The sequence below is a fragment of the Halobellus ordinarius genome, assembly GCF_031823395.1.
GTDB classification, from domain to species: Archaea; Halobacteriota; Halobacteria; order Halobacteriales; family Haloferacaceae; genus Haloquadratum; species Haloquadratum ordinarius.
In genome coordinates this window covers 1-26,690 of sequence record NZ_JAVQKJ010000019.1, presented here as the reverse complement: position 1 = coordinate 26,690, position 26,690 = coordinate 1, and the positions used below count along the sequence as shown (strand labels likewise).

Below are 26,690 nucleotides of genomic sequence, written 5' to 3'. Positions count from 1 at the left end.
TCGCTAGCCGTCTGAGCGATCCCATATCGCCAGACGGCGTCCAATTCCCGGTTAGCTTGACGGTATTTTCCTGTGAGAGCGTCTGAAACTACAGTCAGTTAGCGGCAAAACAAGGCAACTGCTTCGGTACCATCTTCGTACGTCACATACACATCCTCAGCATCGATTGCAGCGTTACGCTTCGAGTTGTTCGTCTCGTGCTCGGATTGTTGTCGTGCCTGTTGCACTACCATAGGCGAGTAAATCATCGTGATACCAACGGGTAGGGAATTCTCGAATCCGTGAGGCCGTTTAAGTACCCCCGATCGTCACCTATGGAAACGGTGCTGGCCGATCAAACCACGGCTGACGACAAAACGATTACGCCGTCTGGGGATCTGCTGTTCTCACAGCCGGTAGGCGGTCGAAACGTGTGTGCGGTGCGGCCGCTGTCTGGCGATAGCAGATGCTGATGGAAGGCTCCGGCCGACCGCTGAGGGCCGCTGCGGCCCTCAGCTCCCTCGTCTATCTGCCCATCCAGTTGTCATCACAGGTCGGAGACGCGATCTTGTGACTCGGGACGCCAGCGCGTGACGCAGATCTTCACCTATTCGGGCTTTCCCGGATGCCGCAGCGCGCGGCATCCGGGCTGTAGCGCCCATAACTCGGCTTCTTTCGCGCACGGACCAGTCAGCAGGACATGCTCTGAGGCACGGAATACAGGTCGGTCTCTTGCGTCCCATACTTACGTCACGCTCCAGGGATAGCAGCGTTTCCATCGAGTCAGCAGAGCGTATCAGTCTTCGTCAATCGGGGAGTGGCGGCCACGTCGTCGCCACGGTCTCCTCTATGAGCTGCGTCTGTGCCCGGCGCAACCGTTCAGAGACTGACGACGGAGAAATATCAAATTCTGCGGCGACCTCTTCCAAGGATGCCTGCCGTGGGATCTCAAAATAGCCCAGTTCGTAAGCGATCCGGAGTGCCTCACGTTGACGGTCGCTAAGTCCGTCTCCCGGCGGTTCAGACTCGCCATCGTGGGTGAGTCGATACAACCGGAAGGCAGCGTTCCGCTGCCAGAACGAGGAGAACGTACTGAATACATCCCGGTCGGCAAACCAGCCGGTCTGTCGCCACCCATCTGGTATCACATCAGTCTGTTCGATGATCGCGTCAGCCGTCGCAAGCGCTTCCAGACCTGCAAGGTCATCGAGATGCTCTCCGAGTTGCTCTTCGAGACTGAGTGCTGGCAGCACCTGGTATCGACGGGTTTCGTCGGCTTGCCCAACAAATGTCCATTGCCCAACGTCGTATGCGTCCGTGAAAGCGTTCTCAATCTTCGACTGAGAACCGCCTCGGGTAGTGACGAGAAACAACGGTCGGTTCCCGTGGTTGAACTGTATATCAAGCGTCAGGGCTGCGTCGGGGGTAGCCGCTGCAACTCCAGTGAGCGGTAACGCCTCACAGTCGATAGCAAACTCGGCAACGAGCCCCATATGCCGTTCTATAGACCGATTGTTATGTTGGTTTCGGAACAGTTCACTCGTCACTTGCGCGAATCACTGTAGGACGTAGGTCCCTGCGTTCGGACGCTATGCGAAATCGTTCCACTGCGTAGATAGAACCACCCGATGACACACAGATAGCCGAACGCGAAGACTGGGACAATAACCACCGGTTCAATCGACTGAAACTGAATATGCCCGCCGGAACCGGTTCGTGTGACACGTAGCACTGCCGGAGTGACTGCCTCGGGGGGGCCGAAAAAGAGGTTGTGCTCGGCAAAGTTGATCCCCAGATGAAGGCCAATCGGGACGGCCAACTCACCGGAGAGCGCATACGCAATCCCGAACAGTCCACCCATCACGGTTGTCATCACGAGTGCATACAGCAACGGCACGGATTCCGGATTCGAACCTAACGGTCCGTGTAGGAACCCGTAGACCACCGAACTGCTCAGCCACGCCCCGAAGACGGCCACCGGCGGCGTGAGACCGCGTGCCGCCAGTCCTTCGGCAGCATTTTTGAAAAAGAGACTCCGGAGTAGTGTTTCTTCCCAGAAAGCCACGAAGATCCATCCCAAGACAACGACGCCGATCCCGAACGCAAACGACCGTGTAGTACCGGCCGACAGCACTTCTATAACGGCTACTGATCCTTGCCAGTAGCTAACTGCGAACGCGAGACCAACGAGGCCGATCCCAAGGACCGTCCCGAGACACAACTCAAGAACCCATCGTCGAGAGAGCCGAAAGCCATACTCAGGAATTTCCCGGTTATCAACATACCGTGCCAGTACCACCAGTGCGCCGAGAACGCCCAGCACAGCAAAGAAGTGTCCAACCACCGGGACAAACAACTCACCTACAACTACATATCGAAGTAGTGCGACGCCCAGTAAGGCACCGGCGAACGAGAGGACGATCGCTATGGAGATCCGCCAGATCGCACGCACCCGCGGATCAGACGCGCCGTAGATGATCCGGTTCGCCCCTCTCGCAATCTCGCCACTCATACGTACCACCTGATGTTCTGAGACAGTAAGCCATCAACCGTAACGTGGAACCAAACCCCATCTGTATCGTCTGGCATACGCGACAGTATACACCAGAGAAAACAAAACGGTCACCTAAACTCAAGATGTGATTTTAACATACTTGGAGCGGTGGGTTGTCCCGCTAATTCGTCTGGTACAGCGATAGCTATACGATTCAGGGTAAAGTACAGATTTCATTTTACGCTGGTACTTTGCTCACTACAGCCGTAGCATACACAGTATGAGCGTGGCAGAGCACAGCCAGAGCTCTCACAGCGCCTATCGACTCCACCTCACAGCAGCTCTCGCCATCACTGGTGCTGTATGGCTCTGGATGCGACTCGTCGGTATCGTACTCGGCCATTCAGCTATAGCTGGTCCGTTCGTCACGGGGGTTCCGGTTCTCCGTAGGTGTCCAACTGTTGAAAGCACTCTTTGCTGTTGGCGTCGTTGTCGGGTATTCACGGGTGTTCGACATCGCATCACCGGTCGAGTGGATGCGCGTTCGTCGCCCCGTCGGCAGGGAATGGGCATATATCCCGCTCGGGCTCCTCGTAAGCTTCCTGTGGTTGCTCGGGTCGCTTATCTTCATTCAGGATGTGCTTGGGCTTGAACGAACGGCGTCGGAGATCGTAACGATATCTCAACGTGTCCGCGTTTCGCGGATTCTAACCTTGTTGCTACTGGTCGGGCCTGCGGAAGAGGTGATTTTCCACGGCATTATTCAGCGCTCACTCGAAGAAGTGACCGGTCTCCGGACAGCCATCCTGCTCGGTGGACTCTTGTTTGCCGTTCCCCACATTGTTCCCGCGGCGGTAGGAACTGGTGATCTCCTGTTTTACGGAGCGCAAGGTGGATTCGGCGTAATCGCCGGCTGGATCTATGCTCGAACTGACAACCTCACGGTACCGGCACTCGTCCACGGGATCTTCATCTCGTTCACGACTGCATTACCGTTGCTCGGATGATATCCGACCGAGTCAGCGGTTCATTCCGTGTATTGACCTCGACAGTCATACCGTAGGTGACCGGAGCTGTGTTGCTGACGTGACCTTCAGCGATCCGTCTGCAGTCTCATCCAAATCGAGGCGGCCGACCACCGTGCCATCACAAGCGTCAACTCGTGACACGCAAGGTTCTGCCCGAGACAGTCACGGAACCACCGCTGAACAGGAAGTACGTATGTTCTGAACGAATTGATGATTCACTCGTGAATATTTGGAAATGCTGCAGGGGGCACAAGTCGAGTAGCTCAAAGCTTGACCCCGAGCAGTTCATCTGATAAAGTGCTCTATGACGGCTTAGTCACTGTTTTAATTGGATGACTAGTTCTTCGACGGAGAGTGCGTAGACGGTCATTTCGACGCCACGTTTGGAGTACCACGTGTCTACAGTCTCAACGAGTCCAGCATCACAGAGGTGCTCCAGGTGATATTTGACGTTCTGGATGGATGTGTTGATGGCCTCGGCAACGTCTGATGTCGTCGCTGGGTTGTCGTCGAGCGTAGTCAGTATTTGCTGTGCAGTCTCCGAGGAGACTGTTTGCAGCACGTCCGTTCCGCTGTCGTCATCAACGACGACGTTGGTTCGTTTGCGTGGGGCGTGATCGACAGGGGTGTGGTAGGGGAATGCGGTTGGCATAGGTTGATACTGAGGTGTGTTACCGTCCAGTGTAGGTTGGGATGCGGTCGTCGAGTCCGAGCGGTCCGGTCTGCCAGCGGATGTATGCCAGCAGGAAGAGGCCCCCGAGGATGGCGAAGCCGACGAAAACGAGGCCCTCTTCTCCGACCCACCGTGCTGGGCCGACGAGGTCAACGGCTAACAGTTCTGGCGTTCGCTGGGAGTGTCCAAGACCGAATATCGTGCTCTGCGTGAAATTGTAGAACACGTGAAACCCGATACTGAGTGCGAGTTCGCCAGTCAGCACGTATACGCCACTGAAGATGAGTCCGGCAATCAGATAGTACCCATATTGGCTGAAATGGGTTACCTTCCCACCGTGTAGGAACGCAAATACTAGCGTGCTGACCGTCACTGCGAATCCAACGGCCATCCACCGAGGGGCAAGCCCATCAGTCCCCTCAGCAATGTTCGTCAGCATAGTTCCGCGGATAATAAACTCTTCCCACGTGGCTGCGAGGGCGATATACACGAATACGAGCGCCATCGCGGGGATGAACGGTAACTCGCCGGAGCCGCGCATCACTCCGGTGAACGTCGCCCAGCCAGCGCCGAGGGCCACGATGAGCGCACCACCGTTGATTACCGTAGCGATGAGTCCGCCAACGACAACCGAGTGCCACCACTCCCGATCGAATGAGAGACCGAATCCACTCACTGGCCGCCGGTCGAGAACTCGTGCACTGAGAACGACCGCGCCGGTGAGAATGACGGCAATGCTGGTCAGTTCAAGCAGTTCACGGGCAGGATGTACAAACCGAGCTCGGATCGCGGTCTGGATGAGTCCGAGGAGAATCAGGGTAAGCACCGTCGGCAGGAGTGCACGAAGTGGTGCGCGGAGTCGGTGCTGATTCGTGTTCCAGACGGACCAGAGGCATCGTACAGCTCTCTGACGTACGGCTATCGGGAGTATCCGATCAACCATCGATTGTATCGACATACACGATACAAGGAAGCGGGTACAAGTAGCACCCCAGGCACGACTTCCAACCCAGAAGTTGTGACGGGTTTTTACTGTCATCTGATCCTAGGAGACATATGGCCGAGGATGAAGATCCTGTCTTGGCGGTACTCGACGATGAGTACGCCTGAGCGATCCTCATCCACCTCACAATCGAACTGATGTCAGTCGATGAACCTACACGGCGTGTGAAATGTCTGATGCGACGGCGTACCGGCTTCTCAACCAGTACAAGAGTTAGATCTAGTAACTGAACAGCAAGGAACTTGATCCTGGTGGGAACCACTACAAACGGTATACTGCTACTGTCGAGGTCGTTACCGTCACGTTCGATGACGGGACCTATCACGTGACAGTAACACGCTCGACGACCGACCCTACGGACCGGTTCACGGATCTGTTTGGGGGGGGTTCTCCTGAAGTGTACCTACTACAATTAGAGCCAGTCAATCATATATCGTTGGCCCGGAGAACCCCCACCAAAACGCGATGAAAATTCCGAACGTGGTTGAGAGCCGGCGTCCCATCCGTTATCTCTCGACACAGCAGAGGCCACTCGCGTCTCCGATCAACAAACAGCCCTGTGTAAAATCGAGATTATAGCTTTCAGCCGACTAATTATGATTCGCTCGGAATCTTACTGGTACGGTATGCCCTCTACTCAACGTCGTTCGTTCCTGAAAACAGTAAGTACCGCGCTTGGGATTGGTCTCGCTGGGTGCGCCGGGTTACAGTCTCCCCGTACTGAGACACCCAACAATAAGACGGGATCTGGAAGTGACTCCGGACTGCTTTCGCTGCCGTCAGTAGTCACACGGGATGCGTTCCCTGACGGGGATGTGGTTCTCAAACCGGATGGGAAAATCGTCTTGTTGAACTTTTTCACGACGTGGTGTCGGCCGTGTCAGGAAGAGATGCCAGCATTTCGGTGGTTGCGTGCGGAATACGATCCATCGACACTACATCTGGTCTCGATCACGCCGGAAGTGGATGAGACTTTGATCCGGGAGTTTTGGCGTGAATACGACGGGATATGGCCGGTCGTCACAGATCCAGCGTTAGCTGCGACCGACCGATGGAACGCAAACAGTTACCCGACCAATCTCGTGTTCGATACGGACGGAACTCCAGCGACCGGAGACAGTCCGACAGTTCGGGCACGTACGTTCGAGGAGTTCGAATCGATCATCGATCCGCTCCTCACGGAGTCGGAACAATGACTGGCCTCGCACTACCCGCGTTGTTCGGATTGTCGTTTTCCGCCGGCGTCGCTACATTCTTCGCCCCGTGTGCGTTCCCTCTGCTCCCTGGCTACCTTTCGTATTTTCTGAGTGACACGGTATCGGAACCGGATGGCGGTCGGTCACCGAGCAGTACCACGCATCCAACAGCGAGCTCCGAGGTGAACGGGCTCGTTTCACGGATCCGTCAACCACTCGTTCGTGCAGCGTTGCTGAGCGCGCTTGCGGGGCTCGGCATGACGCTCGTGTACGTCGGGTTGGCAGGCACGACAGCGTTTCTCGGTGCCCAGGCACTCGCGGACATCGCCGTTCTCGAAGTGGTCGTCGGTAGTGTGTTCCTGCTCACCGGCGGAGCGATGGCTGCCGGCTGGAAGCCTTCCTGGTCGACCATTCAGTTGCCCGCACGGGAGCGATCGCTCACGGGATTCTTTTTGTTCGGTGTGCTGTACGCAGCGGCTGCAGCAGGATGTACCGCGCCGTTATTCATCGCAGTTGTCCTGCAGGGTATTTCAGTCGGCCCAGTGCTCGGCGTCGGTGCCGCGGTGTCGTATGCGCTCGGAATGAGTACGATCTTAGCCGTGGTGACTGGTGTGACGGCACTCGGCAGCGCCTCAATCACCGCCACACTGAATGCGTATACGGGGCAGATCTACCGGATCGCAGGCGGACTCCTCGCGGTCTCGGGTATCGCTGAGATCTATTATTTCTTCTATGGGTTCCCCGAGGTGATCCCACAGTGATCGATCATCGGTTCGTTCTCACGGTGGCTGTGGCAGTCCTGTTGGTCACCGCAGGATGCATCGGGTCCATTCCGTCCGACTCGAATTCGGATTCAACACAACTCACTGCTGATGATGTGACGGATACATCTGTCCTGATCCAGGCACATACAGAGACGCTGCAGACGAACTCGTTTACTGTCCACTCCACGGCGACGACACAAGATGCAAACGAGACGTTCCGCATCAGGACCGAGCGTACCTGGCGTGTTGACCCGGAGCCGCCGATTCGAGCGTGGACAACCAGCCAGTCAACGGTCACCGGCAACGCGCCGGAGCGGTACGAACAGATGCCTGAGAGAACATCCGCGTGGCGGCAGGGAAACACAACGACCGTCCGCGTCCAGTCGGGTGACACGGCCCGAACTCGAAACGCGGATCTGCTTAATACGTCAGTGCGACTCAATCGTGCTCTTCACCGGCAGATGCTCTTGCGGTTCAGTGATCGGCAGAACACCACTGTTGATGAGGTAACGCGGAACGGGACGCGACTCCACCGGGTTCAAGCTAACCTCAACGATACACACGTTACCTCGAATGCCTCGATGACGCTGTTCGTGAATCCTGACGGGTACGTCCAACGCATCGAGACGACACGAACGATCGAATACCGATCCGGTCCGCGTGTCGTTACCCGGACTGTGCGGTTCACACGTGTCGGTGCGACTACCGTCGAGTCACCGGACTGGGCGAACCAGTAGCGTCTCAAGCAGTTCCACTACTGCTCAGGAGTTCCCTTCCTCAGGATGTGAAGCCACTCTCAGTAGTAGGCTGGAGAGATTGTATCGGATGTTGAATATTTCTACAATATGACTCCCAGACAGCTCGATTAGGACTCTGTTGAGATGTCGTCAGACACCAGCGTGTAGTACTCGGTGATGAACGCTTGGGTATCAGCGTGTTCGCCTTCGGCTCGAATAAGCGTCTCTTCCAACCCGTTCCGAGGCTGATGGCAGCAGTCCCGGTGGCACGGTTTACACAGATACTCGAAATCCTTTCCAGCCCGGTCCCACCGGTCACCGTACTTGTCATACTCGCGGGCATCAGCCCGAGGTAGCACCTGGCCACACGCGATGCATACCACTTCGTTATCCGATTTCCGACGCAGGGTACGTGTATCCGTCATTGTTACCGGTCAACCTCTCCCATAATCGTATCCAAACTCCCGATCGTTGCGACCAAATCCGCGATGTATTCGCCTTCGGCCATCTGCGGCAGGGCGGCGAGATTCGAGAACGAGGGGCCGCGGATCTTGAAGCGAGCAGGTGTCTGCGTCCCGTCCGCTCTAATGTAGATCCCAAGCTCGCCCTTGGCTGCCTCGACAGCCTTGTATATTTCCGTATCCGGGTCGGGTTTGATCGTTCGCGGGACGTTGGCTTGGACCGTTCGGTCCTCGTCCGGCCATTCCGCGAGACGATCAAGACACTGTTCGACGATTTTCGCGGACTCCTCGACTTCTTTGAGCCGAACGAGCACCCGAGCGAAGTTATCACACCCGTCTTCGGTCACGACAGACCAGTCCAACTCGTCGTAGTACCCGTAGGGGTCGTCACGACGGAGATCGTAATCGATGCCGGAGCCACGAGCGACCGGTCCCGTACAGCCGTAGGACTTCGCCGCCTCAGGATCGAGCACACCGGTATCGACCGTGCGCAGCTGGAAGATCTCGTTGCTCGTAAGCAGGTCGTGATACTCCGCCAAATGCCGCGGAACCACATCGATGAATGACCGTGCGTCCTCGATGAACTCCTGCCGAGGGGTTGGGAGATCCCACGCGACGCCGCCTAATCGGAAGTAGTTGAACATCAGACGTTGCCCGGTGAGATCCTCTAAGAGGCTCTGTACCCGTTCTCGGTCCCGGATCGCGTACATGAACGCGGCTGTGAACTCACCGATCACGTCCAACGCGTAGGTTCCGATCGCCAGGAAATGCGAGAGCATCCGTGACAACTCCGCGGACATCGTCCGGATGATCGTCGCATACTCCGGGACATCGATGTCAGCGAGGGTCTCCGCTGTCCGCGCGTACGCCCACTCGTTCAGCAGGCCGGCGCCACACCAGTCCCACCGATCGGGGTACGGCATGATCTGGTGGCGGTAGGTCCCTTGTTGACACATCTGCTCTTCACACCGGTGGATGTACCCGATATCCGGCTCTACGTCCACAACGACTTCCCCATCGAGCACGGTTCTGACGTGCAACACACCGTGGGTCGAGGGGTGGTGGGGGCCGATGTTCAGGAACATCGTGTCGGAGTCGGTCCCGGTTGTCCGGTGATCGTCTTCTAAGGGGTTGGCGTGCTCCGTGAGCGGGACGATCTGTGGGCGGTCCTGATCGTAGTTTCTCGACAGCGGGTGGCCCTGCCAGGTTTCCGGCAGCAGGATCCGTCGCAGATCCGGGTGGTCCTCGAATTGGATGCCGACCAGATCGTACGCTTCCCGTTCGTGCCACGCCGCGGTTCGGTACACGGGCGCGGCACTTTCACAGACAGGGTGTCCTGAAGGCGTCGGGACGATTACCGACAGTTCCTGTGTCGGGTCTTCGTACTTCTTCAAATGGTAGATACACTCGTACCGATCTTCGTACTCCTGTGCAGTCACGCAGGACAGATGATCGAAACCCGCCTCGGTCTTCAGAAGCGAGAGGACATCTTGGACTGCATCGGGGCGTATCACGATTCCTTCTGCATTGCGGTGGCTCTCACGCGAGACAACGTAGTCGCTGAGAAGCGTTTCGATCGCGTCGTGATCAATGCCATCTGCCGATATTTCGAGCGTCAACGCAGGCGCTGACTCGGGATCGGTCAGTTTCATACTCAGTCACTCTCCGTTGTTCACTCCGAGCAGACTCGCCGTGTACATTGCTTGAATCCGTGCCAACCCATTCAGGAGATTGAGTGCTACCAGCACGAAGATGAATCCTGCGCCAGCGACGGCAAGCGCTTCTGGAAGCGTTGAGACGGTCCAGGACCCGATCGTGTAGTTACTCGCCGCCGTAGGACTCGCGGCGCCGAACGAGACTGTCGCGTCGTTGTAGATGAACGGCGCAGCAAGAAGCGCTGCCGCAATCGCAGTGCTGGTTACGACTGCGACAAAGGAGACAATTCCAGCCACGAACTTCGTCACGAGAAGAACGACACTAGTCCACGTCGACGGAGCGGTGACAAGCTGTTTGATCGCCTCGACGAATCCATCACCTGGAAGCGCTAGTCCATCTTCAACTCGAAATCCACTGAGAAATGATGGAACCGAAGCATCTATACCGACGAGTGATTCTGCGAGCCGCGCTTCGATCCCAGCAGCGACGGTTGCACCCGATAGCGTCAGCACTAGGATCGGAAGTCCAACCCACGTTATTAGCAGACTAACGCCAAGCGCGCCGCCGGTCACGAGCCAGGTGAAGTATACAATACCAAGCGGGAAGGCCAGCAGTAGATACAGGAGATTCTTATATGTCTGGGTACGGAGCGGCACTGAGAACATTCGATAGAGGACTGTACTCGGGTCAATACGTGACGGGGCTGATGATGTCGTTGGCATCTGTAAGTGGTTCGCAATTTGAACACTTCAATAATAAAGATACTTCAGGCTCAAAGTCTCGTTTTAGCCCTCAGCGACTCCGCATAGCACCCACATCACAGACTCTATTAGTGTAGAACCGAGCAGGTTCATACCCTAACAGACACACTACGTCAGATATGCCTCTTTCAGATCAAGGGTTTCCTTTCGGCACTCAGCTGGAACCAGACCAATATTCAACGGACTCTAAGCCAAACTCAGGAAGCTCGCCAAAACACTATGATACCGCTCTCGTACCGTATTTTCAATAGAGCAGAAGATACCGTGCTTGAATAGCGTTCGCAGGCATTGCGGTTCCTGACGGTAATGTTCTGTTGAATCTGTAGAAGGCGTCGGGATTGGCCATCGATTTAGCTGGAAGAACGGCTGTCCTAAGTGATCTGTCGATCGGTGATTTCGTGGGATCGTCCTACACAGCAGATACTGGTGAATGAAGCCGAGTGAAACCCCGAGAGATTATGGAGCAACTCGATGCTGTGAACCGACAATTCCCGCGCCGCCATCGGATTCAGTAGAGCAAAAAATTTGATTGATATTTATGCGCTGTCAAGGCGAATACCTCAGGGCTTGACTCCGAGGCGATTCACTAGGTGAGATCAGTTCCGACTGCTTCAGCAATAGAGTCGAACGCGTCTTGTTCTAAAAGTTCTAACAGCCTCTCGTTGATTTCACGAGCGATACTCGGTCCCTCAAAAACAAACCCGGTGTATAGTTGAACGAGACTCGCGCCAGCCCGAATTTTTTCATATGCTCCGGCCGCGTCACTTACTCCGCCGACGCCGATAATCGGTACATCAGTTCGCTCCGCGATGAACCGGATTTGGTTGGTCGCCTCGTCTTCGATGGGGCTTCCTGAAAGTCCGCCTGTTTCGACTTTATGTGGATTCCGAAGACTTTCGGGTCGACTCCTCGTGGTGTTGGTTGCAATAATACCATCCAAGTCGAGATCGTTAACCACTGTCAGCGCGTCTTCAACCGCTGGATCGGTGAGATCAGGCGACAGTTTGACCATCAGCGGTTTTGCACCGGCGTTCTTCAAGGTGCCAAGAATCTGCTTAAGTGACTCACGGCTCTGTAGTGATCGCAACCCCGGTGTGTTCGGGCTGGAGACATTGACTACAAAGTAATCACCTACATTGGCGACTCTCTTGTATGTATAGAGATAATCGTCCGCTGCATCTTCTAGCGGCGTTGATTTGGACTTCCCGATGTTGACCCCAACTGGCACGTCGGGCTGGGGTTCACGACTAAGACGGTCGCCTATTCGGTCAGCTCCCTCGTTGTTGAACCCCATCCGATTGATCAGGGCTTCATCTTTGGTCAACCGGAAAAGCCGTGGTCGAGGGTTTCCTTCCTGTTGTTCTGCAGTGATGCCACCGACTTCGACGTGGCCGAATCCAAGTTGGCTCAGAATACGTGGAATCTTGGCGTTCTTATCGAAGCCTGCTGCGACTCCGACTGGGGTGCGGAAATCAAGCCCGCAGATCGATTGTTCGAGACGATGATCAGATATAGTATATCGCCGGGCCAGTAATTCAGCAATCGGCGTATCTTGGACAGCCCGAAGTCCATAGTGTACAGCAGTGCTCGCGGTCTCTGGTGGCAGCAGAAAGAGGGCAGGCTTTGCGGCATCGTAGATCCTCATTACTGTAACGTCACCTGGTGCGGTATTCAATCAGAGGAACAAAAAATTCTCCCTTCCCTGTGCTTCACTCTCGTCTGGTGAGTACTGAGGGGCTCCGATCTGTCGATGGAGGCTAACAATCGTGTCCGCTTGAAACAACAATATGAGGAAGTGAGGTATCGGATTGGTCTTCACTCATCCAAATAGTAGTGGGAGCGCAGTCGTGATGGCAACGAAGAGTCCGTGGATGAGTGCTGGGATGACGAGATTATTCGTCCGGGCGTAGATCCACCCGACGATGACACCGAACCCACCCTGGGCTGCGTAGAAGAGGAGATCGCCAGCCCCCATCGCAGCAGGATCAACGTGTGCTACTCCAAACAGCAGACCACCGATAAGAATAGCTGGCCACAGATCAATGACTTCTTCGAGCGAGCGCTGTATAAGACCGTGAAAGATCACCTCTTCAGCCGGGCCGACTAGAATCAGTAGTGTCACGAGTCGTGAATAGCGGACACCTTCAGACAGTGTCGTGACTGTCGTGCGTTCGAGTCCGAGAACGTTCTGGATCAGCACAAGCGCTCCTAGCAGCCACACGAATGCCAGCACGAGGCCGAGGGGAACGTATCCCCACTCCCACGCCACAGGTCGACGAATGCCCATCCACTCTGACGGTTTTGAAATGTCGAAGGCCCGTACGACTGCTAGAGTGGCACCGATTGCAAACAGTCCACGAAGGAGTTGGACAATCACGTCACGGACGACCGGAAACTCCGCAAGTACAAGCGGATCACCACGGGCAGAGTGTCCGACCACGAACCCGATCAACTCCAACCAGACCCACAGTGCCACGGCGATAAGGACAGCTGCTACAAGCCGTCTGCTGGTTGATAGCCCTTCAGAAGTTGGCTTCTCGCTGAATCTCATTCGTGATCACCCTGAGGGTATGTATTTTCACCACCGGTCTCTCGTCCATTCACGTTCCCAAATCTCGGTGTCCACTGCGTAATACGGTGATCAATACCAAGAGAGCCATCTCGCCAGCGAATATATCCTATAAGTAACATCCCGCCGACGGCTGCAAATATCACTCTGAGGAACCCTTCTTCACCGATCCAAACCGTCGGGCCGCTAACATTGAGGACAAAGACTTCGGGAGTCTGCTGAGAGACACCCAGACCGAATACGGCACTCATACTGAAGTTATAGAACACGTGAAATCCCATCGGAAGAGCGAGATTCCCGGTTAAAGCATACACACAACCGAAAATCAGGCCAGCCAGTAGATAATAACTGTAGCCACTGAGTCCAACGACCTTGCCGCTGTGCATAAACGCAAAGATGCCGGAACTGATGAGAAGGGCGATACCGACCGCGACCCATCGTGGAACGTATCCATCGGCACCTTCAGCAAGGTTTTTCAGCATCGCTCCCCGGAAGATGAACTCTTCCCACGAGGCCAAGACGCCGATATATGCGAGCACCAAGAGCATCGCTGGCAGGAACGGGAGTGAATCGGATCCTTGGAAGAACCCGGTTACAGTTGCCCATCCGACAGCAAGCGCGGCGAGCAACGTCCCAGCGTTGACTACGATCCCGATGAACCCACCAACGGCGAACGATCGTAGCCATTCGCTGTCTAACGATAGCCCGTACTCTGCTGCCGGTCGGCGGTCGAACAGTCGTGCCCCGATTAGCACAGCAACGACGAGGACCACGGCCATCAGGCTGAATTCGAACATCTCTCGTAGAGGATGTTCGAACCGACCACGGACGACTGTCACAACAACGCCGAAGGCGAGAAACGTCACTATGAGTGGCAGGAGCGCACGCAACGGTGCGCGGAGACGTTTTGAATTGTGATTCCAAACTGGGCTGGTGAGAAGTCGCCACCCCTGTTGGAGTCTATCTGGTACCGTTCGATCGAGTGTCGTTTGTAACGACATATTCTCACCAAGGGGCAGAGCGGACGTATTACCACAGGCACGGCTTCTGGGGTGGAAGCCGTGATAGGTTTTTTATTATTACCCGGCTCTGGGATGTATATGGATGAGGACGAGGATACTGTCTTGGCGGTACTCGACGACGAGTACGCCCGAGCGATCCTCGCTCACCTCACAACTGAACCGATGTCAGTCGATGAACTCTGTACGGTCTGTGAGATGTCCGATGCGACGGCATACCGCCGTCTCAATCGGTTACAAGAAGTAGACCTAGTAGCCGAACAACAGGAAATTGATCCTGACGGTCACCACTACAAGCGGTATACAGCGACCGTCGAGACTGTCACCGTCACATTCGCTGATGGTGCTTACGAAGTAGCAGTGACGCGCTCGACAACCGATCCTGCCGACCGTTTCACAGATCTGTTCGAGGGGTTGTCCTGAGATGCTTCTCGTACAGTTGGAGGCGACTGGGACTGACCCGCTCATCGCACTCGGTGTGCTCGTCCTTTCCGTGCTCTCAGTAGTGTTGTCGCTAACTATCGCCGTAGTTTTGATTCGTGGCTACCGTCGAGGACCGGCTCATCGTGGAATGCTTTGGCTCGCAGTCGGTCTCATCTTCCTGATAACGGTTCCCGAACTGCTTCGCGTCGGATTACCAACAGCGACCGACATCGGGGACGTCGGTCGGTCGATACTTGTCAGTGGCTGTGAGCTATTCGGGTTGGGGACGATCCTGTGGGTGGTGTACGGTGGTGGGATGCGGTGATAATAGAGAGTTTGCTGATGATGGAACAGCTCAGTGTGGTGTCGGTGACCCGTAGCGTAACTGCTCTCGTTGGATTGTTTGTCGCTACGCTGGCTTATCGTGGGTACCGACGCAATGGCTCTACGAAGATGCGTGCACTTGCCATCGGTATCGGTCTGCTAACGGCAGGCGTTTTTGCGGCAGTGATATTCGCTGCTATGATTGGCGGGGGAAACGGCGTCATCTTACTCACACGAGGTCTCGTGACAGTTGTCGGCCTCTGTGTCGTGCTTTACGCCATCATCGTGGCATAGCCGTTTCTGTCGAGAAGACTGTACACACATCCTGGACGGCGCAGCTTTCACCACACATTTGTCTCGGTCGGCGTATCCGGTGGATGGTCCCCGCTTCTTGAGTATGGCACCGATCCACACGTCACATCGAATTACCCGATTTAGGTCGTCGTGCTACCGAAGACCGCACTTATTTTTGCGCTCTTGGGTAGAGAATCCATGAAAATCCCGCACCTATGTCCCTGGAGCGTGAACAAGGTGCTAGGGGCTGGCTGAGGCCGATAACAATCCAGTGCATCAAGCACGTGGTTAGAGAATGGTCCTAGGCCGTGACAAGACGCGGAAACTTGTGCCAGAGAGCACGCATAGGAGGATTTCCTGTTCACGCCACAGCCCTCGCGGAGGCGTCATATGTACCTCGGAATAGACACCCACACCCGATACTCGCAGGTTGCCGTCGTCGACGGCGACGGCAACCTGCACGACGAGATTCGCTTGCCAAACGACCGGCTTGGTGAACTCGCCGAACAGTACGCCGGTGGCGAAGCTGCAATCGAAGCGTCCGGCCACTATCGCCCGGTGTACGAGATGCTCGACGAGCATCTCGACGTCACGCTCGTTAATCCATCAAAGAACCGGCTCATCGCCGATGCGACGGTCAAGACCGATCGCATCGACGCCAAACGGCTCGCGCACATGCTTCGGGCGGACATGCTCGCCGAGAGTTACGTCCCGTCGGACGAGATCCGCACCTTGCGGGATCTCGTCCGAACGAGGAAGTCGCTCGTCGAAGAGCGGACAGCTGAGAAAAACCGCGTCAGAGCTGTCCTCAAGCGCACCGACAACGCCTACGACAGCGAGCTGTTCGGTCCAACTGGGCGAGAGTTCCTGGCGGAACTCTCGCTCAGCGATGCCAATCGGACGATTGTTGAGGCTCACCTCTCCGTGATCGACGAGTACGACGAGCAGATCGAGCGGTTGGAAGAGAAGATCGAACAGAAGGTCCTGGAATCGCCAGCAGCCCAGCGGCTGCTGTCGATTCCGGGTGTCGGGCAATCGACTGCTGCGTTAATCGTCGCAGAGATCGGTGAGATCGATCGGTTTGACCGGGACGAAGAGCTGGTGAGTTACGCCGGCCTCGATCCGATGGTTCACCAATCAGGTGACACAGACGTCCACGGAAGCATCAGCAAAGAGGGCTCAGCGCCCCTGCGCTGGGCCCTCGTCCAGTGTGCCCACGTGGCTGTCCGCTACGACGACTACCTCGGCAACTTCTACACCCGGTTGAAACGACGGAAGAACCACCAAATCGCGATCGTTGCAACGGCTCGGAAGTTACTGGTCTCGATCTTCTACATGCTGAAGCGACGGGAACCATACGATCCGCCGGAGGTGAGTGCCTGAGCGATCGGTCCGATCGCTCAGGCATAGCACGGCCTGTTCTCGTCCAGACAGCTACTGCTCCCGCAATCACGTTCTCCCCACCTGCCGGACGATCAGTCATCTGTATCTGGCTGCCGTCTGGTGATTCTTGACAGCTGTTCGGGTGAACCGGTGGCTCACCCGAACAATTATTGTCCGAGACTCGTGATTTGGCGGTGCGGGATTTTCATAGGAGGATTGTTGGTCAGACTCAGCACTCGCTGGAAGTCACAGCGGGCAAGAGTGACGTGACCGCGTCACCCGACGAACGATGTTCCCAGTCGAGACGTTCGTCTCTGAGCGTCGGGCCGCGTACCTGTTGTAGCAGATTCGCTGGCGTGACGGCGTCTATTGTCCACGCTGCCGTGCCGAATCGGTGATTCGGTACGCCAGCGATCTTCAGTGTCTATTGCCCGATTCCCGGAAAAGAAGAGATGCGAGGTAGCGGTATGTGCGCAACTCACCCGCCGACAAAGAGTATCAAAGTGACTGTGGCGGGGTCAGAAGACCATCACGGCAAGTTCAGCAGAGACTACCTCACTTTATCTGGAGGCAGGATTTTTCGATCAGTCACAATCGACCAGATGTAGAAGGTGATGAAACCGATTGAGAAGCCCAACAAGTGAGAGTATATATTGAGGAAGCCGGAATCCACAGTGGGTCTCTGTGGAAATCCAGCGACTATGAAACCCGTAATAGTAAGCGTCGAAACTACTGCGAGTTCGAAGTAACCCGGTCTATCAAAGATTTCTTTCGTACCAGCAATCGCAGACCGCAGCGACAGAAGGAAAGGAAGCCAGTAAAGCACGGTGATCAACAGTGAAACGCCGAGTACAACGAACGCAACTGTCGAATCGGCGTACCGTGCCAGGATGAACGAGAGAACAGGAAAGAAGAACCGGGGCGCATTCTCAACTCGGAGACGACGTGTGATGGAGTTTTGAAGGAACGTCGAAAACTCAACGAGAGTATACCCAAGAAGTGCCATATTGAGTCCTGAGAAGCCGATCACGGTCCGTTGCAGCGGGACTGCCAACTCTAAATACGAGAGCAGGGTCGGATAGATGGTGAGGATGGTGCCGAGTGCCATCAAAAACCGCGTTCGCCTGCTATTGGTGAGAGCGAGTAGATATGCGATTGACACCAATGCGAGATATCCGAGAACGCTCGTCCGAAAATGAGACGACGTGTAATGAACAAAATTGGAAGTGTACGCCGTTATTACCGTCGGACCGGATAGTCTGAAGCTGAACGTCCGTTTAACTTCCATCGGTAATTGAAAGATATAGCCCATCACGACGATCGGAGCGGCAATCAACAGAAGATCACGAGCGCAGAACTCGCTCCACAACCGAGAGGTGAACGGTAGAATGTCCTCTTGGCCATCAGGGGAAGCGGGATCTCTCACAATCTCTCGTCTCCAGGATAGATAATGAATATTGAGATATTAAAACAACACTTGATAGAGATTGCGAGGCGAAAACCCACGGCCAAACAGTAGTTGCTGAATTGAGTGCAATAGCGTTGCACCGATAGGACGAGCACGACTCAAAATCCTGTGCATCCGGTGCACGCAGTTGAGAGCTAGTAAGGCATTCAACCGAATCGGTCCAATTTCCCACTGTATTGAGCAAACAAGAAACTCCATTATATCAATGCAAAAGATGTTCTGATACCCGTCCAAGCTATACAGCGTGCGTTCAAACTCGCTAGACCTGAGTAAAACTGTCACTTTGACAACTCAATGCTGACGATATTACCGGTTGGCGAATTCTCCGCAACAGTAATCGCACCCTCTGACTGAGCGATGATCAGGTAAACCAGCCACAGACCCAGACCGCTCCCGTGGTACAGCGGTGTTTGCTCTGTTTCGCCCACCAATACGTTTCGTTCCATTTCAGGGATCCGGGGCCCAGTATCTGCTATATCGATCCGAACAGTCTCAGTGGCCTCGCTGACAGTGAGAGTGACCTCTGGCGACGACGAGTCGTTGTGAACGACAGCGTTCGTAACAAGTTCCTTGACCGCCTGTCCAAACTCTGTTGTCGCCCGAGCAGTCACTTCCTTAGAACAGTCAACGGCGATCGTCGCTTCCGGGTATTCCGATTCTAAGCGGGAAGTAATCTGCTGGAGTCGGTCACAGATCTCAATCTCTTTCTGGATCGGTTCATCACGCAATAGCTCCGTTATTTGCCGTTCCTTTTCAGCAACCCCGAGCAGTTGATCGCTCTTATCGACAATCTTCCCAGCGGAGGCAACAATCCCACTCGTGGTTCCGGACTGAATCATTTCGGCCTGTCCTTGAATCACGTTCATTTCGTTGCGCAGATTGTGGCGGAGCACCCGATCAAGGACCGCTAACTGCTCTTGGCGTTGTTTCCGCTCGGTCACGTCCTGTTGGAAGCCGACGTAGTTGATCACCTCACCGGCATCGTTTCTCACGGGCGCAATTTCGAGATGGTTCCAAAACACCGAGCCATTCTTCCGATAGTTACGGATCTCGACCGAGACTGGCTCTTCGGCGTTGATTGCCTCTCGGATGCTGGCGACTGTGTCCGGGTCGGTGTTCTCGCCTTGGAGGAACCGACAATTCTTCCCGAGAACTTCATCGCGTGGGTATCCCGTTATGTCCACGAATGCATCGTTCACGTAAATCAGCGGGTTGTCTTCCTGGTCGGGATCCGAGATACTGATCCCAACTGGCGCGTCTTCAATCGCCTGCGTCCGCCGTGCGAGCGCCTCCTCTCGTTCTTTTCGCTCTGTGATATCATCTTGGATTGCGACGAACGCGTGGATGTCATCACCGTCGGTTACCGGCGCGATGGTCTGCATTGCGATGTACCTCTCACCGTTTTTCCGGCGGTCAACAATCTCTTCTTCCCACACGTCGCCCGAGCGAATGGTCTCCCAAAGCTCATCGAAATATTCGTCTGACATCTCTCCGGAGTTCAATATGTGTGGTGTTTTCCCGACGACTTCCGACTGGGTGTATCCGGTCACCTCTTCGAACGCCGGGTTAACGTACTTGATTGTCCCGTCCGTGTCGGTGATGTAGATTGCGTGGCCCGCAGATTCAACCGCCCGCTTGATCCGCTGGAGGTCGCGTTCGCGCTCTTTGCGATCGGTAATATCCTGAATTGTCCCACGAACCCGGGTCAGTTCTCCGTCCTCGTGCTGTGGTTCAGCGCGCGTTCGGACCCATCGTTGGCTGCCATCAGCATCGATGAGCCGAACTTCGAGATCGTACGGCTCACCCTGCTCAACAGCTTTCTCAAATGCATCTTCGAGAATTGGTCGGTCCTCAGGATGGTAATACTGGAAGCTCAGCTCCGGAGACGGCGTTGTGTCCTCTGAGAGCGCGTGGATACGAGACACCTCGGTAGTCCACCATCCGCTTTCAGCCTCAATATCATACTCCCAAGCACCGACGTTCGCAATATCTTGGGCCTTCTCGAAGAGATCGACTTGCCGTTCGAGTTCCTGTTCCCGTTCTCGTAACGTGAGCGATTGCTCACGGAGCCGAAGCAGAGCTGCCAACCGCCAGTGCAGTTCCGATTGCTGAATCGGTAATGTGACGATCTCGTCGATTGACTCCGTAACCACGTTGTCGGCCAACTGCCCGGCATCTGTATCGATGATTTTTGACCCACTCTCTGGAACCAAGAGAAGATATGGGAGCAAGACAGGGGCCAATCTCGTTTTCTTCGCCCGGAGCGCAGCAAGGTGTTCCTCAAAGGCTCCTTTATCGACAACACACACGTCAAAATCGGTGTCATCGATACTCTCCGTCAACTCAACGGCCTCGTACGAGGGGTGATCGTCGATCCATTTGATGAGTAACTTACGATTGCCTGCATCTGAAAGGAGCGGAAGAACGCGACTCCGAGCATTGGGAACCGCTTCAGGAGTATCTGTCAACAGGAATCACCTCAGTGGATGATGCTTTCGGGAGTTCGAATTCGATGCTGGTCTCGCACATATCAGCATCGCTGATCTGGAGTGTGCCCCCGTACCGCTCCAGTGTTTGTATCCAATCGGCAAGCCTTCCCATCTGCGAGAGCAGCGGCAGGATTTGTGCTGGTGACGAGGCTGCCCGGGGGGCTCAGCGGGTCCAGACGCCGGTGGCTCAGTCTTCATTGTTGTTCCACGCTGGTGTGCCAGTGAGAATTCCTCGGAGTTCGGGAAGCGGTTCACCGACGCGTAGCCCATATTCAGTGATCTCAAGTTCTCTGAGTTGGTTCTCGTAGTCGCTCGTACGCATCTTGAGGACGCCGATGACTTTCCGGAGCGATCCTTTGTATTCGACGTGGCGTAGGACGACGATGCTGTCGGCAAGGTGACTCATCCCTTGGTCGGTCGCACGGAACTCACCGGTGATCTCGTGAACTTCGTTGGTGACAATTCCTGTCACACCCATATTCCGGAGATAGCGACCGATCTTGACGAGATGCTTCATTGGATCCGTGCCGACGCCCCGCAGCGACTGTTCGAACCCGCTAGTTCCGTCGATCATCACGATCTCCGCGTCGTTGTCTTCGACTTCCGATCGGATCTGAGAGGTGAATTCGTCGATCGTGAGTTCCTCTGGCCCGATCACCTCTACCTTGAGCGTTCCCCGATCGATCATCTCGTTCAGTGGGATGTTGACGGCTTCCGCACGCTCGAAGAGCGTCTGGCGATCCTCTTCGAAGCTATATAGGACCGAGCGTTGGCCCCGTCCCGCAGCTTCCTTCATAAACTGGAGGCCAGTCGTCGTCTTGCCAACGCCTGTCGGCCCGCTCAGAAACGTCATCGTGCCAGTAGTGAGCCCTCCCGACAGCAGCGAGTCTAGTTCAGGAACCCCTGAGGAGAGTTTTGTTGAGGTGCGCTCGCGCTCGTAGCGGTTGGGGTTGAGCCGTGGCCATACCTGCATCCCCGCATCGGTGATTTGGAGTGTATGATGGCCGGATCTGACAGACGATCCGCGGAATTTCGAGACGTGAAGCGTCCGACGGTCTGGTTCTTCCCCTAGATTGATGACAGCATCGACCAGAAATTGGAGGTCGTCGTCGGGCATCGATTCAGCAGCCTGAGACGTGAGTAAGACTGTCGCACCCTCGCTTTTGAGGTAATTGACGAGTCCAAGGATCTGTGAGCGGAACTGGTGGTCGTCAGGAGCAAGATACCGAAATTCGGTAACTGGATCGACGACTACGTAGTCTGGGTCGATTTCTTGAATCTCCGTGCGAATATTCTCAACGAGTGAGGGTGTTTCCACTTCACCAGACTCAAACAGGGTGTACGTCTCTTCGCTCTGAAACTGGTCGCCGGAGGCGGAAAGATTGAGGAAATTGAGAGCGTCGATATTGAATCCGAAATCCCGGGCAGTATCCCGGATGTAGTTTTCAGGCTCACCGAGGTTGATGTACAGCCCGATTTTGTCGGCGTCGATGCCAGCGGCGAGGAAGTGCAACGAGAAAATCGACTTGCCCGACCCAGGTGGTCCGCGGACGAGGGTAGCAGTTTCAGGAAGATAACCGCCGTGTAGGATATCGTCTAGGCCTGGAACACCGGTCGGGACCCGGTTTTGATTATCTTCACACATAGTACGCAGATGTTAGTATGCTTACGGATATGTTTTCGCACATCTTTCAGTTGCTGACTGTATCCTGCGTAAATGGATTCCCGGTGTAATGCAGTGTTTGTCTGAATTGTAGGGTGTCATAGAAGACTTGTTATGGCGGTTTGTTTCACGATTATACAACCGAATTAGCCGTAAGAATGTGCCTGCGGGTTGCATATCTGAGCCGTTTGTAACAGAAAAACTCAGCATTATTCTGGTCAGTCCTCCCATTTAAAAGCCGATCTTTATTAAGCGGTAGGAAGTACTTACTCTTAGACACGGAGAGGGTCGTTGGGTAGGCTCTTGTACTTGTGTCGCACAAAACTATGAAATTACGCAACCTCTTCACAGACGACAGTGCCGTCTCGCCAGTGATCGGTGTGATCCTGATGGTCGCAATTACCGTGATCCTGGCAGCAGTCATTGGTTCGTTCGTGTTGAACCTGGGGGGATCGCTGCAGAATACCGCGCCACAGGCGACAGTTGACTTCCAGTATAATCAGAGTGGAACGCTGACTCCTGATGGAAACGTGACGGTCATTCATCAGTCTGGCGATCAACTTGAAAATAGTTCCATTAACGTTGTTGGTTCAGAAACAGGTGGCTACGCTGAAGATAGATACCAAACTGACAACTCACCATACACTGCCGGTGACACGATCTTAATAGGCGGATATACCTCAGGAGAAACGATCCGTCTTGTTTGGGAGGATCCCGAGAGTGGATCCTCATCCACGATCGCCCGAAGCAACGCACCGAACTGATCCATCCAACTGTTTGGCTGTACTGAACAGTTCTCGTTCGATATTTTCAACTGTGATCTACTGAATTGGCCATCAAATCGCGCGTGCCTACTGACTACTGCGAATCCTATCAGCAACGGATAATGTTCCGAGAGGCCTGCTGAATACAACGCGCAAATTCAGCACCGTGACCGTCAAGATTACCTGATTCTCAACTCCTATGTCCAGTAATCTATTTATGGACCACCCAGATTACGAAACTGATATCTTACGATATATCGGGGTGAGCGATCCCAATATGGTATAATGAGCAAAACAAACTTAGTTCAGGTTGCTAAGCTTTAAATATGATTCTGCCTGGCCCAAGTTACGTGGAAAATAGACACCAACTAAGAGTTGTGCCTGAAATTATACGCTCGCTCATCGGAGGTGAAGGAAAGAGCCTAAGGGAGAGCCACGGGAGGTATCGGGAATCGATGGGGTCGTTATCTTCAGAACTGACGGGGGGCCAGGTGCCGGGAAGACTGGGTGGTGGCGTGGCGGAAGAGCACCGGCTCGTGTCTATGGTTGGGTGGTTGTCGGTCTGGCGGCAGTCTACAGGGTACTCAGTGTTGTCAGTGCGGAAAGATGCACCAAGGAAAGCACGGTTCGCGGATCCACTGGAGGAGTTGACGTGATGTCAAGTGAACCGAAACTGCGGGGCTTGATGCTATCTCTAATGGTGGTTTCGTCCGTATTCGTCGGCGTCGTAGTCTTCTCAGGATCAGCGAGTGCAGCCAATAATACAGTTCAATTCGACTTTTCTTCAGCTTACAATGCCGATGTCGTATATGGAGAAGACCAGTCTGGGGACTTTGATGGCTGGGGGGCATTAGTTACAAATACTGTTGCTGGTAATAATTTGAATTCCGGTGATGGATTACCGGATGATGGAATTTTCTCCTCAACTTCGACCCACCCCAAGATAGAACTCGCTACTACTCATAACAACGCCGGTAACAACGCCTGGCAAGCCTCTACAACGAGTGAAGAGACGTTCACTGTTTCAAATGGACAGTATGCAACGGTTCATGTGATTGCCTCTGCCGGGGGAGCTGGTGCCGGTTCACCTGCAAAATTCAAGGCCAAACTTCACTATGGTGATGGCACTTCCTATACGTCTCAAGTATTCACAGTGCCGGATTGGTATGGAAGTCCACCTAACAATCCGGGATACGCCCTCAAAGATGGTATGGACCGATGGTATCATGAGGGTGACCCCTCGGTTTCCCCGTCATATTACCAGGATGCAGATGACCCTGGAATCTGGGGGTTTGCAATATCTGCTAACTCGGATAAGACGTTAGAGAAAATCACGATCAACGTTACCGAAAATGAGGCAGGTTCGTTCAATTTCTTCGGTGGAGCGGCAACGACAAAATCGAGCGATGCTGTTGTATCTCCGACCGGAAGCACGCCCACACTCTCAACGACCCCGATCTCGGACGCCCAGACGGGCAACACGAATGAAGTGACAGTTACGGTAACGTTCGACGAGGACATGACCCAAAATACAGGTGATGTCACCGTATCGCCGGACGTGAACGGTGACCTATCGACTGCTCCGACAGTCGAGAATAAACGGTGGACTGATGCTCAAACCTTTAGAGCAGATCTTCAATTTGCGGATGATAACGAGGAGGTAACCGGAGTAAGCTTGGAAGTCGATGGAGCGAAGGACTTAGACGGGAATGAGATGAGCAGTGCTGTATCGGCGACGTATGATGTCGATACGACGAATCCGAAAGTGAGCAGCTCCTCGGTTTCGAACACGCCGATAACTGATGGAAATGCAGGAAATCAGCAGACAGTCACTGTTGAGTTTTCAGAGTCGATGGATACATCGACGACTCCAACTGTCGAGATAACGGGTGTGAGTGGTGGTCCGCTCACAGTCACGGAGAGTTCGTTCAGTGATTCCACTTGGACAGGGGCGGTCACTATCGCCGACAATAACGAAGACGTGACAGCAACGCTTGAGGTGAGCGGGGCTGCCGATTCGAACGGAAACGTGATGAGCAGTCCGGATTCGTCAAACACCTTCACAATCGATACGAAGAATCCAACGGGAAGCACGCCCATTCTCTCACCCACGCCGATAACTAATGCGGAAACAGGTAATGACAATGAGGTTACGGTCACCGTGTCATTTGGCGAGAAAATGACCCAAAATACGGGTGATGTCACCGTATCGCCGGACGTGAACGGTGACCTATCGACTGCTCCGACAGTCGAGAATAAACGGTGGACTGATGCTCAAACCTTTAGAGCAGATCTTCAATTTGCGGATGACAACGAGGAGGTAACTGGAGTAAGCTTGGAAGTCGATGGAGCGAAGGACTTAGACGGGAATGAGATGGGCAGTGCTGTATCGGCGACGTATGATGTCGATACGACGAATCCGTCCACTGGCGGGGGTGGAAGTAGTATTTCGACAGGATTCTCGATCGATGAGCAGGATACTGAAACCACGACCAAAGATGGAGAGATGCAGGCCACTATTACTGGATACAAAATCGGGGATACATTATCTATCCCGACTGAAAACGCAGATACGAACACAATAACAGTTGAGCAAGTAAACGTCTCCTTCGATATGGGGACAAACGCCCCGAACGATATGAAGATCCAAGCCGGAGCGAAACCACCACAAGGCGTCCCCGAATACAGTAATGCTGAGCAGACGGATTACGTGAGTATTACCATCGACGGTAATCTCGCAGACAAAGTCACAAACGGTGAAATTACAGTGCGGCTTGCGGAAGAACGGATGCCTGTTGACCCGTCAGTAGTCGACATTTATCACACGAACGGCGAGACGTGGAACCAAGCTGAAAGGACGTATCTCGGCAACAATACGTATAAGATCCACACACGGAGTTTCTCGACGTTCGTTGTCGTTGTAGAGCATACAACTGAACAAACAACGAGCGCCCAGACTATTACGTCAACGCCGACACCAACGGTGACTGAACCTGCAACATCAATTGATACGACAACTAAAACAACGTCGGCATCAACGACAACGGAAACGTCTACACCAGGGTTCGGAATTGTATTAGCATTTGTCTCGCTGCTGGGTGGGGCTCTTCTCTTACGTAGACGGTAGCCGTCATTCGTCATTCCAAACCGTGATCCCAGTAAAACGCGATCGACGGGGTGCGAAACGCCGCGCTAAACGGTAGTGGTCCGCTATACCGTCGTAGACACGCCTGACACTCATCGATAGTGAAATACGAGACAAGCACCTCAGCAGGCACCGACTGTTCACTCGCATCGAGAACCACCGTCTGAATCTCTCCGCTACACTCGGGACAGATCCCTTCCTGTACGAGACCAAACTCGGTCGCTTGCTTGCGCTTGAGCGACTCCAGCAACGCCGATCCCGAATTCGCACGCGCCTGCGCTGGCGTCACGATATACCCCGTCACCGGCTGGTCACAGGACAGACACTGTACCATAAAGTACTGGTCATCTAACCCCGCCTCAAGCTGCGTTCCACCACAGAACAGGCACATCCCTTC

At 54.5% G+C, this 26,690-nt stretch carries 24 protein-coding genes and 1 pseudogene; 11 read left to right on the top strand and 14 right to left on the bottom strand.

Annotation, left to right across the window (positions count from 1 at the left end; genetic code table 11):
- Positions 1-785 precede the first annotated feature (785 nt).
- Together RJT48_RS20355 and RJT48_RS20350 are read right to left on the bottom strand one after the other, a co-directional pair.
- Complete coding sequence (locus RJT48_RS20355; protein ID WP_311174200.1) at positions 786-1,472, bottom strand: helix-turn-helix domain-containing protein; 687 nt, start codon at positions 1,470-1,472, stop codon at positions 786-788.
- 50 nt (positions 1,473-1,522) lie between these two features.
- Positions 1,523-2,491, bottom strand: a complete 969-nt coding sequence (locus RJT48_RS20350) for a CPBP family glutamic-type intramembrane protease (RefSeq protein ID WP_311174199.1) — start codon at positions 2,489-2,491, stop codon at positions 1,523-1,525.
- Between the two features lie 443 nt (positions 2,492-2,934).
- Between RJT48_RS20350 and RJT48_RS20345 the strand changes: the two genes are divergently transcribed.
- Entirely contained in the window at positions 2,935-3,480 is a 546-nt protein-coding gene (locus tag RJT48_RS20345; RefSeq protein ID WP_311174198.1) for a CPBP family intramembrane glutamic endopeptidase, read from the top strand.
- Positions 3,481-3,817: 337 nt separating this feature from the next.
- Here the strand turns inward: RJT48_RS20345 and RJT48_RS20340 are convergent, their stop codons facing one another.
- Positions 3,818-4,153, bottom strand: a complete 336-nt coding sequence (locus RJT48_RS20340; RefSeq protein WP_311174197.1) for an ArsR/SmtB family transcription factor — start codon at positions 4,151-4,153, stop codon at positions 3,818-3,820.
- Between the two features lie 19 nt (positions 4,154-4,172).
- Entirely contained in the window at positions 4,173-5,132 is a 960-nt protein-coding gene (locus tag RJT48_RS20335) for a CPBP family intramembrane glutamic endopeptidase (protein WP_311174196.1), read from the bottom strand.
- 641 nt (positions 5,133-5,773) lie between these two features.
- Between RJT48_RS20335 and RJT48_RS20330 the strand changes: the two genes are divergently transcribed.
- From RJT48_RS20330 to RJT48_RS20320, 3 genes are all read left to right on the top strand, one after another.
- A complete protein-coding gene (locus tag RJT48_RS20330) occupies positions 5,774-6,373 on the top strand; it encodes a redoxin domain-containing protein (protein WP_311174195.1) in 600 nt (199 codons plus the stop codon).
- Positions 6,374-6,555: 182 nt separating this feature from the next.
- Positions 6,556-7,134 carry a cytochrome c biogenesis protein CcdA gene (locus RJT48_RS20325; protein WP_311174194.1) on the top strand — a complete coding sequence of 193 codons (579 nt, stop codon included), beginning with the start codon at positions 6,556-6,558 and terminating at the stop codon, positions 7,132-7,134.
- Positions 7,131-7,874, top strand: coding sequence for a hypothetical protein (locus RJT48_RS20320; RefSeq protein WP_311174193.1), 744 nt, complete (start codon positions 7,131-7,133; stop codon positions 7,872-7,874). The genes RJT48_RS20325 and RJT48_RS20320 overlap by 4 nt, the downstream gene beginning before the upstream one ends.
- A gap of 128 nt (positions 7,875-8,002) precedes the next feature.
- On the opposite strand, the gene RJT48_RS20700 is transcribed toward RJT48_RS20320, so the two are convergent.
- The 6 genes from RJT48_RS20700 to RJT48_RS20295 form a co-directional block, all read right to left on the bottom strand.
- Positions 8,003-8,299, bottom strand: coding sequence for a DUF7562 family protein (locus RJT48_RS20700; protein ID WP_345784774.1), 297 nt, complete (start codon positions 8,297-8,299; stop codon positions 8,003-8,005).
- Positions 8,300-8,301: 2 nt separating this feature from the next.
- Positions 8,302-9,987 (bottom strand): NADH-quinone oxidoreductase subunit D, encoded by a 1,686-nt coding sequence (locus tag RJT48_RS20315; protein WP_311174192.1) that lies wholly within the window; start codon positions 9,985-9,987, stop codon positions 8,302-8,304.
- Between the two features lie 6 nt (positions 9,988-9,993).
- A complete protein-coding gene (locus RJT48_RS20310) occupies positions 9,994-10,713 on the bottom strand; it encodes a sensor domain-containing protein (RefSeq protein ID WP_311174191.1) in 720 nt (239 codons plus the stop codon).
- A 625-nt stretch (positions 10,714-11,338) separates the two neighbouring features.
- Positions 11,339-12,397 carry a quinone-dependent dihydroorotate dehydrogenase gene (locus RJT48_RS20305; RefSeq protein WP_311174190.1) on the bottom strand — a complete coding sequence of 353 codons (1,059 nt, stop codon included), beginning with the start codon at positions 12,395-12,397 and terminating at the stop codon, positions 11,339-11,341.
- 174 nt (positions 12,398-12,571) lie between these two features.
- Positions 12,572-13,303 carry a CPBP family intramembrane glutamic endopeptidase gene (locus RJT48_RS20300; protein ID WP_311174189.1) on the bottom strand — a complete coding sequence of 244 codons (732 nt, stop codon included), beginning with the start codon at positions 13,301-13,303 and terminating at the stop codon, positions 12,572-12,574.
- The gene (locus RJT48_RS20295) at positions 13,300-14,118 is read right to left on the bottom strand and encodes a CPBP family intramembrane glutamic endopeptidase (protein ID WP_311174188.1); all 819 of its coding nucleotides are present in this window, start codon (positions 14,116-14,118) and stop codon (positions 13,300-13,302) included. The genes RJT48_RS20300 and RJT48_RS20295 overlap by 4 nt, the downstream gene beginning before the upstream one ends.
- A gap of 303 nt (positions 14,119-14,421) precedes the next feature.
- Here RJT48_RS20295 and RJT48_RS20290 point away from each other — a divergent pair, with 303 nt between their 5' ends.
- The 5 genes and pseudogenes from RJT48_RS20290 to RJT48_RS20275 all read left to right on the top strand — a co-directional run.
- Positions 14,422-14,763, top strand: coding sequence for a helix-turn-helix domain-containing protein (locus RJT48_RS20290; protein ID WP_311174187.1), 342 nt, complete (start codon positions 14,422-14,424; stop codon positions 14,761-14,763).
- 1 nt (position 14,764) lies between these two features.
- Positions 14,765-15,088 carry a hypothetical protein gene (locus RJT48_RS20285; RefSeq protein ID WP_311174186.1) on the top strand — a complete coding sequence of 108 codons (324 nt, stop codon included), beginning with the start codon at positions 14,765-14,767 and terminating at the stop codon, positions 15,086-15,088.
- Positions 15,089-15,105: 17 nt separating this feature from the next.
- Positions 15,106-15,381 (top strand): DUF7521 family protein, encoded by a 276-nt coding sequence (locus tag RJT48_RS20870; RefSeq protein ID WP_425604749.1) that lies wholly within the window; start codon positions 15,106-15,108, stop codon positions 15,379-15,381.
- A gap of 390 nt (positions 15,382-15,771) precedes the next feature.
- The gene (locus RJT48_RS20280) at positions 15,772-16,764 is read left to right on the top strand and encodes an IS110 family RNA-guided transposase (RefSeq protein WP_311174185.1); all 993 of its coding nucleotides are present in this window, start codon (positions 15,772-15,774) and stop codon (positions 16,762-16,764) included.
- A gap of 289 nt (positions 16,765-17,053) precedes the next feature.
- Positions 17,054-17,176: pseudogene (locus RJT48_RS20275) on the top strand (transposase); the annotation flags it as partial.
- Positions 17,177-17,314: 138 nt separating this feature from the next.
- On the opposite strand, the gene RJT48_RS20270 reads toward RJT48_RS20275, so the two are convergent.
- The 3 genes from RJT48_RS20270 to RJT48_RS20260 form a co-directional block, all read right to left on the bottom strand.
- Positions 17,315-17,872 carry a hypothetical protein gene (locus RJT48_RS20270; RefSeq protein WP_311174184.1) on the bottom strand — a complete coding sequence of 186 codons (558 nt, stop codon included), beginning with the start codon at positions 17,870-17,872 and terminating at the stop codon, positions 17,315-17,317.
- Between the two features lie 638 nt (positions 17,873-18,510).
- Entirely contained in the window at positions 18,511-20,700 is a 2,190-nt protein-coding gene (locus RJT48_RS20265; RefSeq protein ID WP_311174183.1) for a PAS domain S-box protein, read from the bottom strand.
- A gap of 208 nt (positions 20,701-20,908) precedes the next feature.
- A complete protein-coding gene (locus tag RJT48_RS20260) occupies positions 20,909-22,366 on the bottom strand; it encodes an ATPase domain-containing protein (protein WP_311174182.1) in 1,458 nt (485 codons plus the stop codon).
- A 344-nt stretch (positions 22,367-22,710) separates the two neighbouring features.
- On the opposite strand from RJT48_RS20260, the gene RJT48_RS20255 reads away from it, so the two are divergent.
- Positions 22,711-23,148, top strand: a complete 438-nt coding sequence (locus RJT48_RS20255; RefSeq protein ID WP_311174181.1) for a type IV pilin domain-containing protein — start codon at positions 22,711-22,713, stop codon at positions 23,146-23,148.
- 655 nt (positions 23,149-23,803) lie between these two features.
- A complete protein-coding gene (locus RJT48_RS20250; RefSeq protein ID WP_311174180.1) occupies positions 23,804-26,275 on the top strand; it encodes a PGF-CTERM sorting domain-containing protein in 2,472 nt (823 codons plus the stop codon).
- 10 nt (positions 26,276-26,285) lie between these two features.
- Here RJT48_RS20250 and RJT48_RS20245 read toward each other — a convergent pair.
- On the bottom strand, positions 26,286-26,690 hold a 405-nt coding region (locus tag RJT48_RS20245), incomplete at its 5' end, for a DUF7351 domain-containing protein (protein ID WP_311174179.1).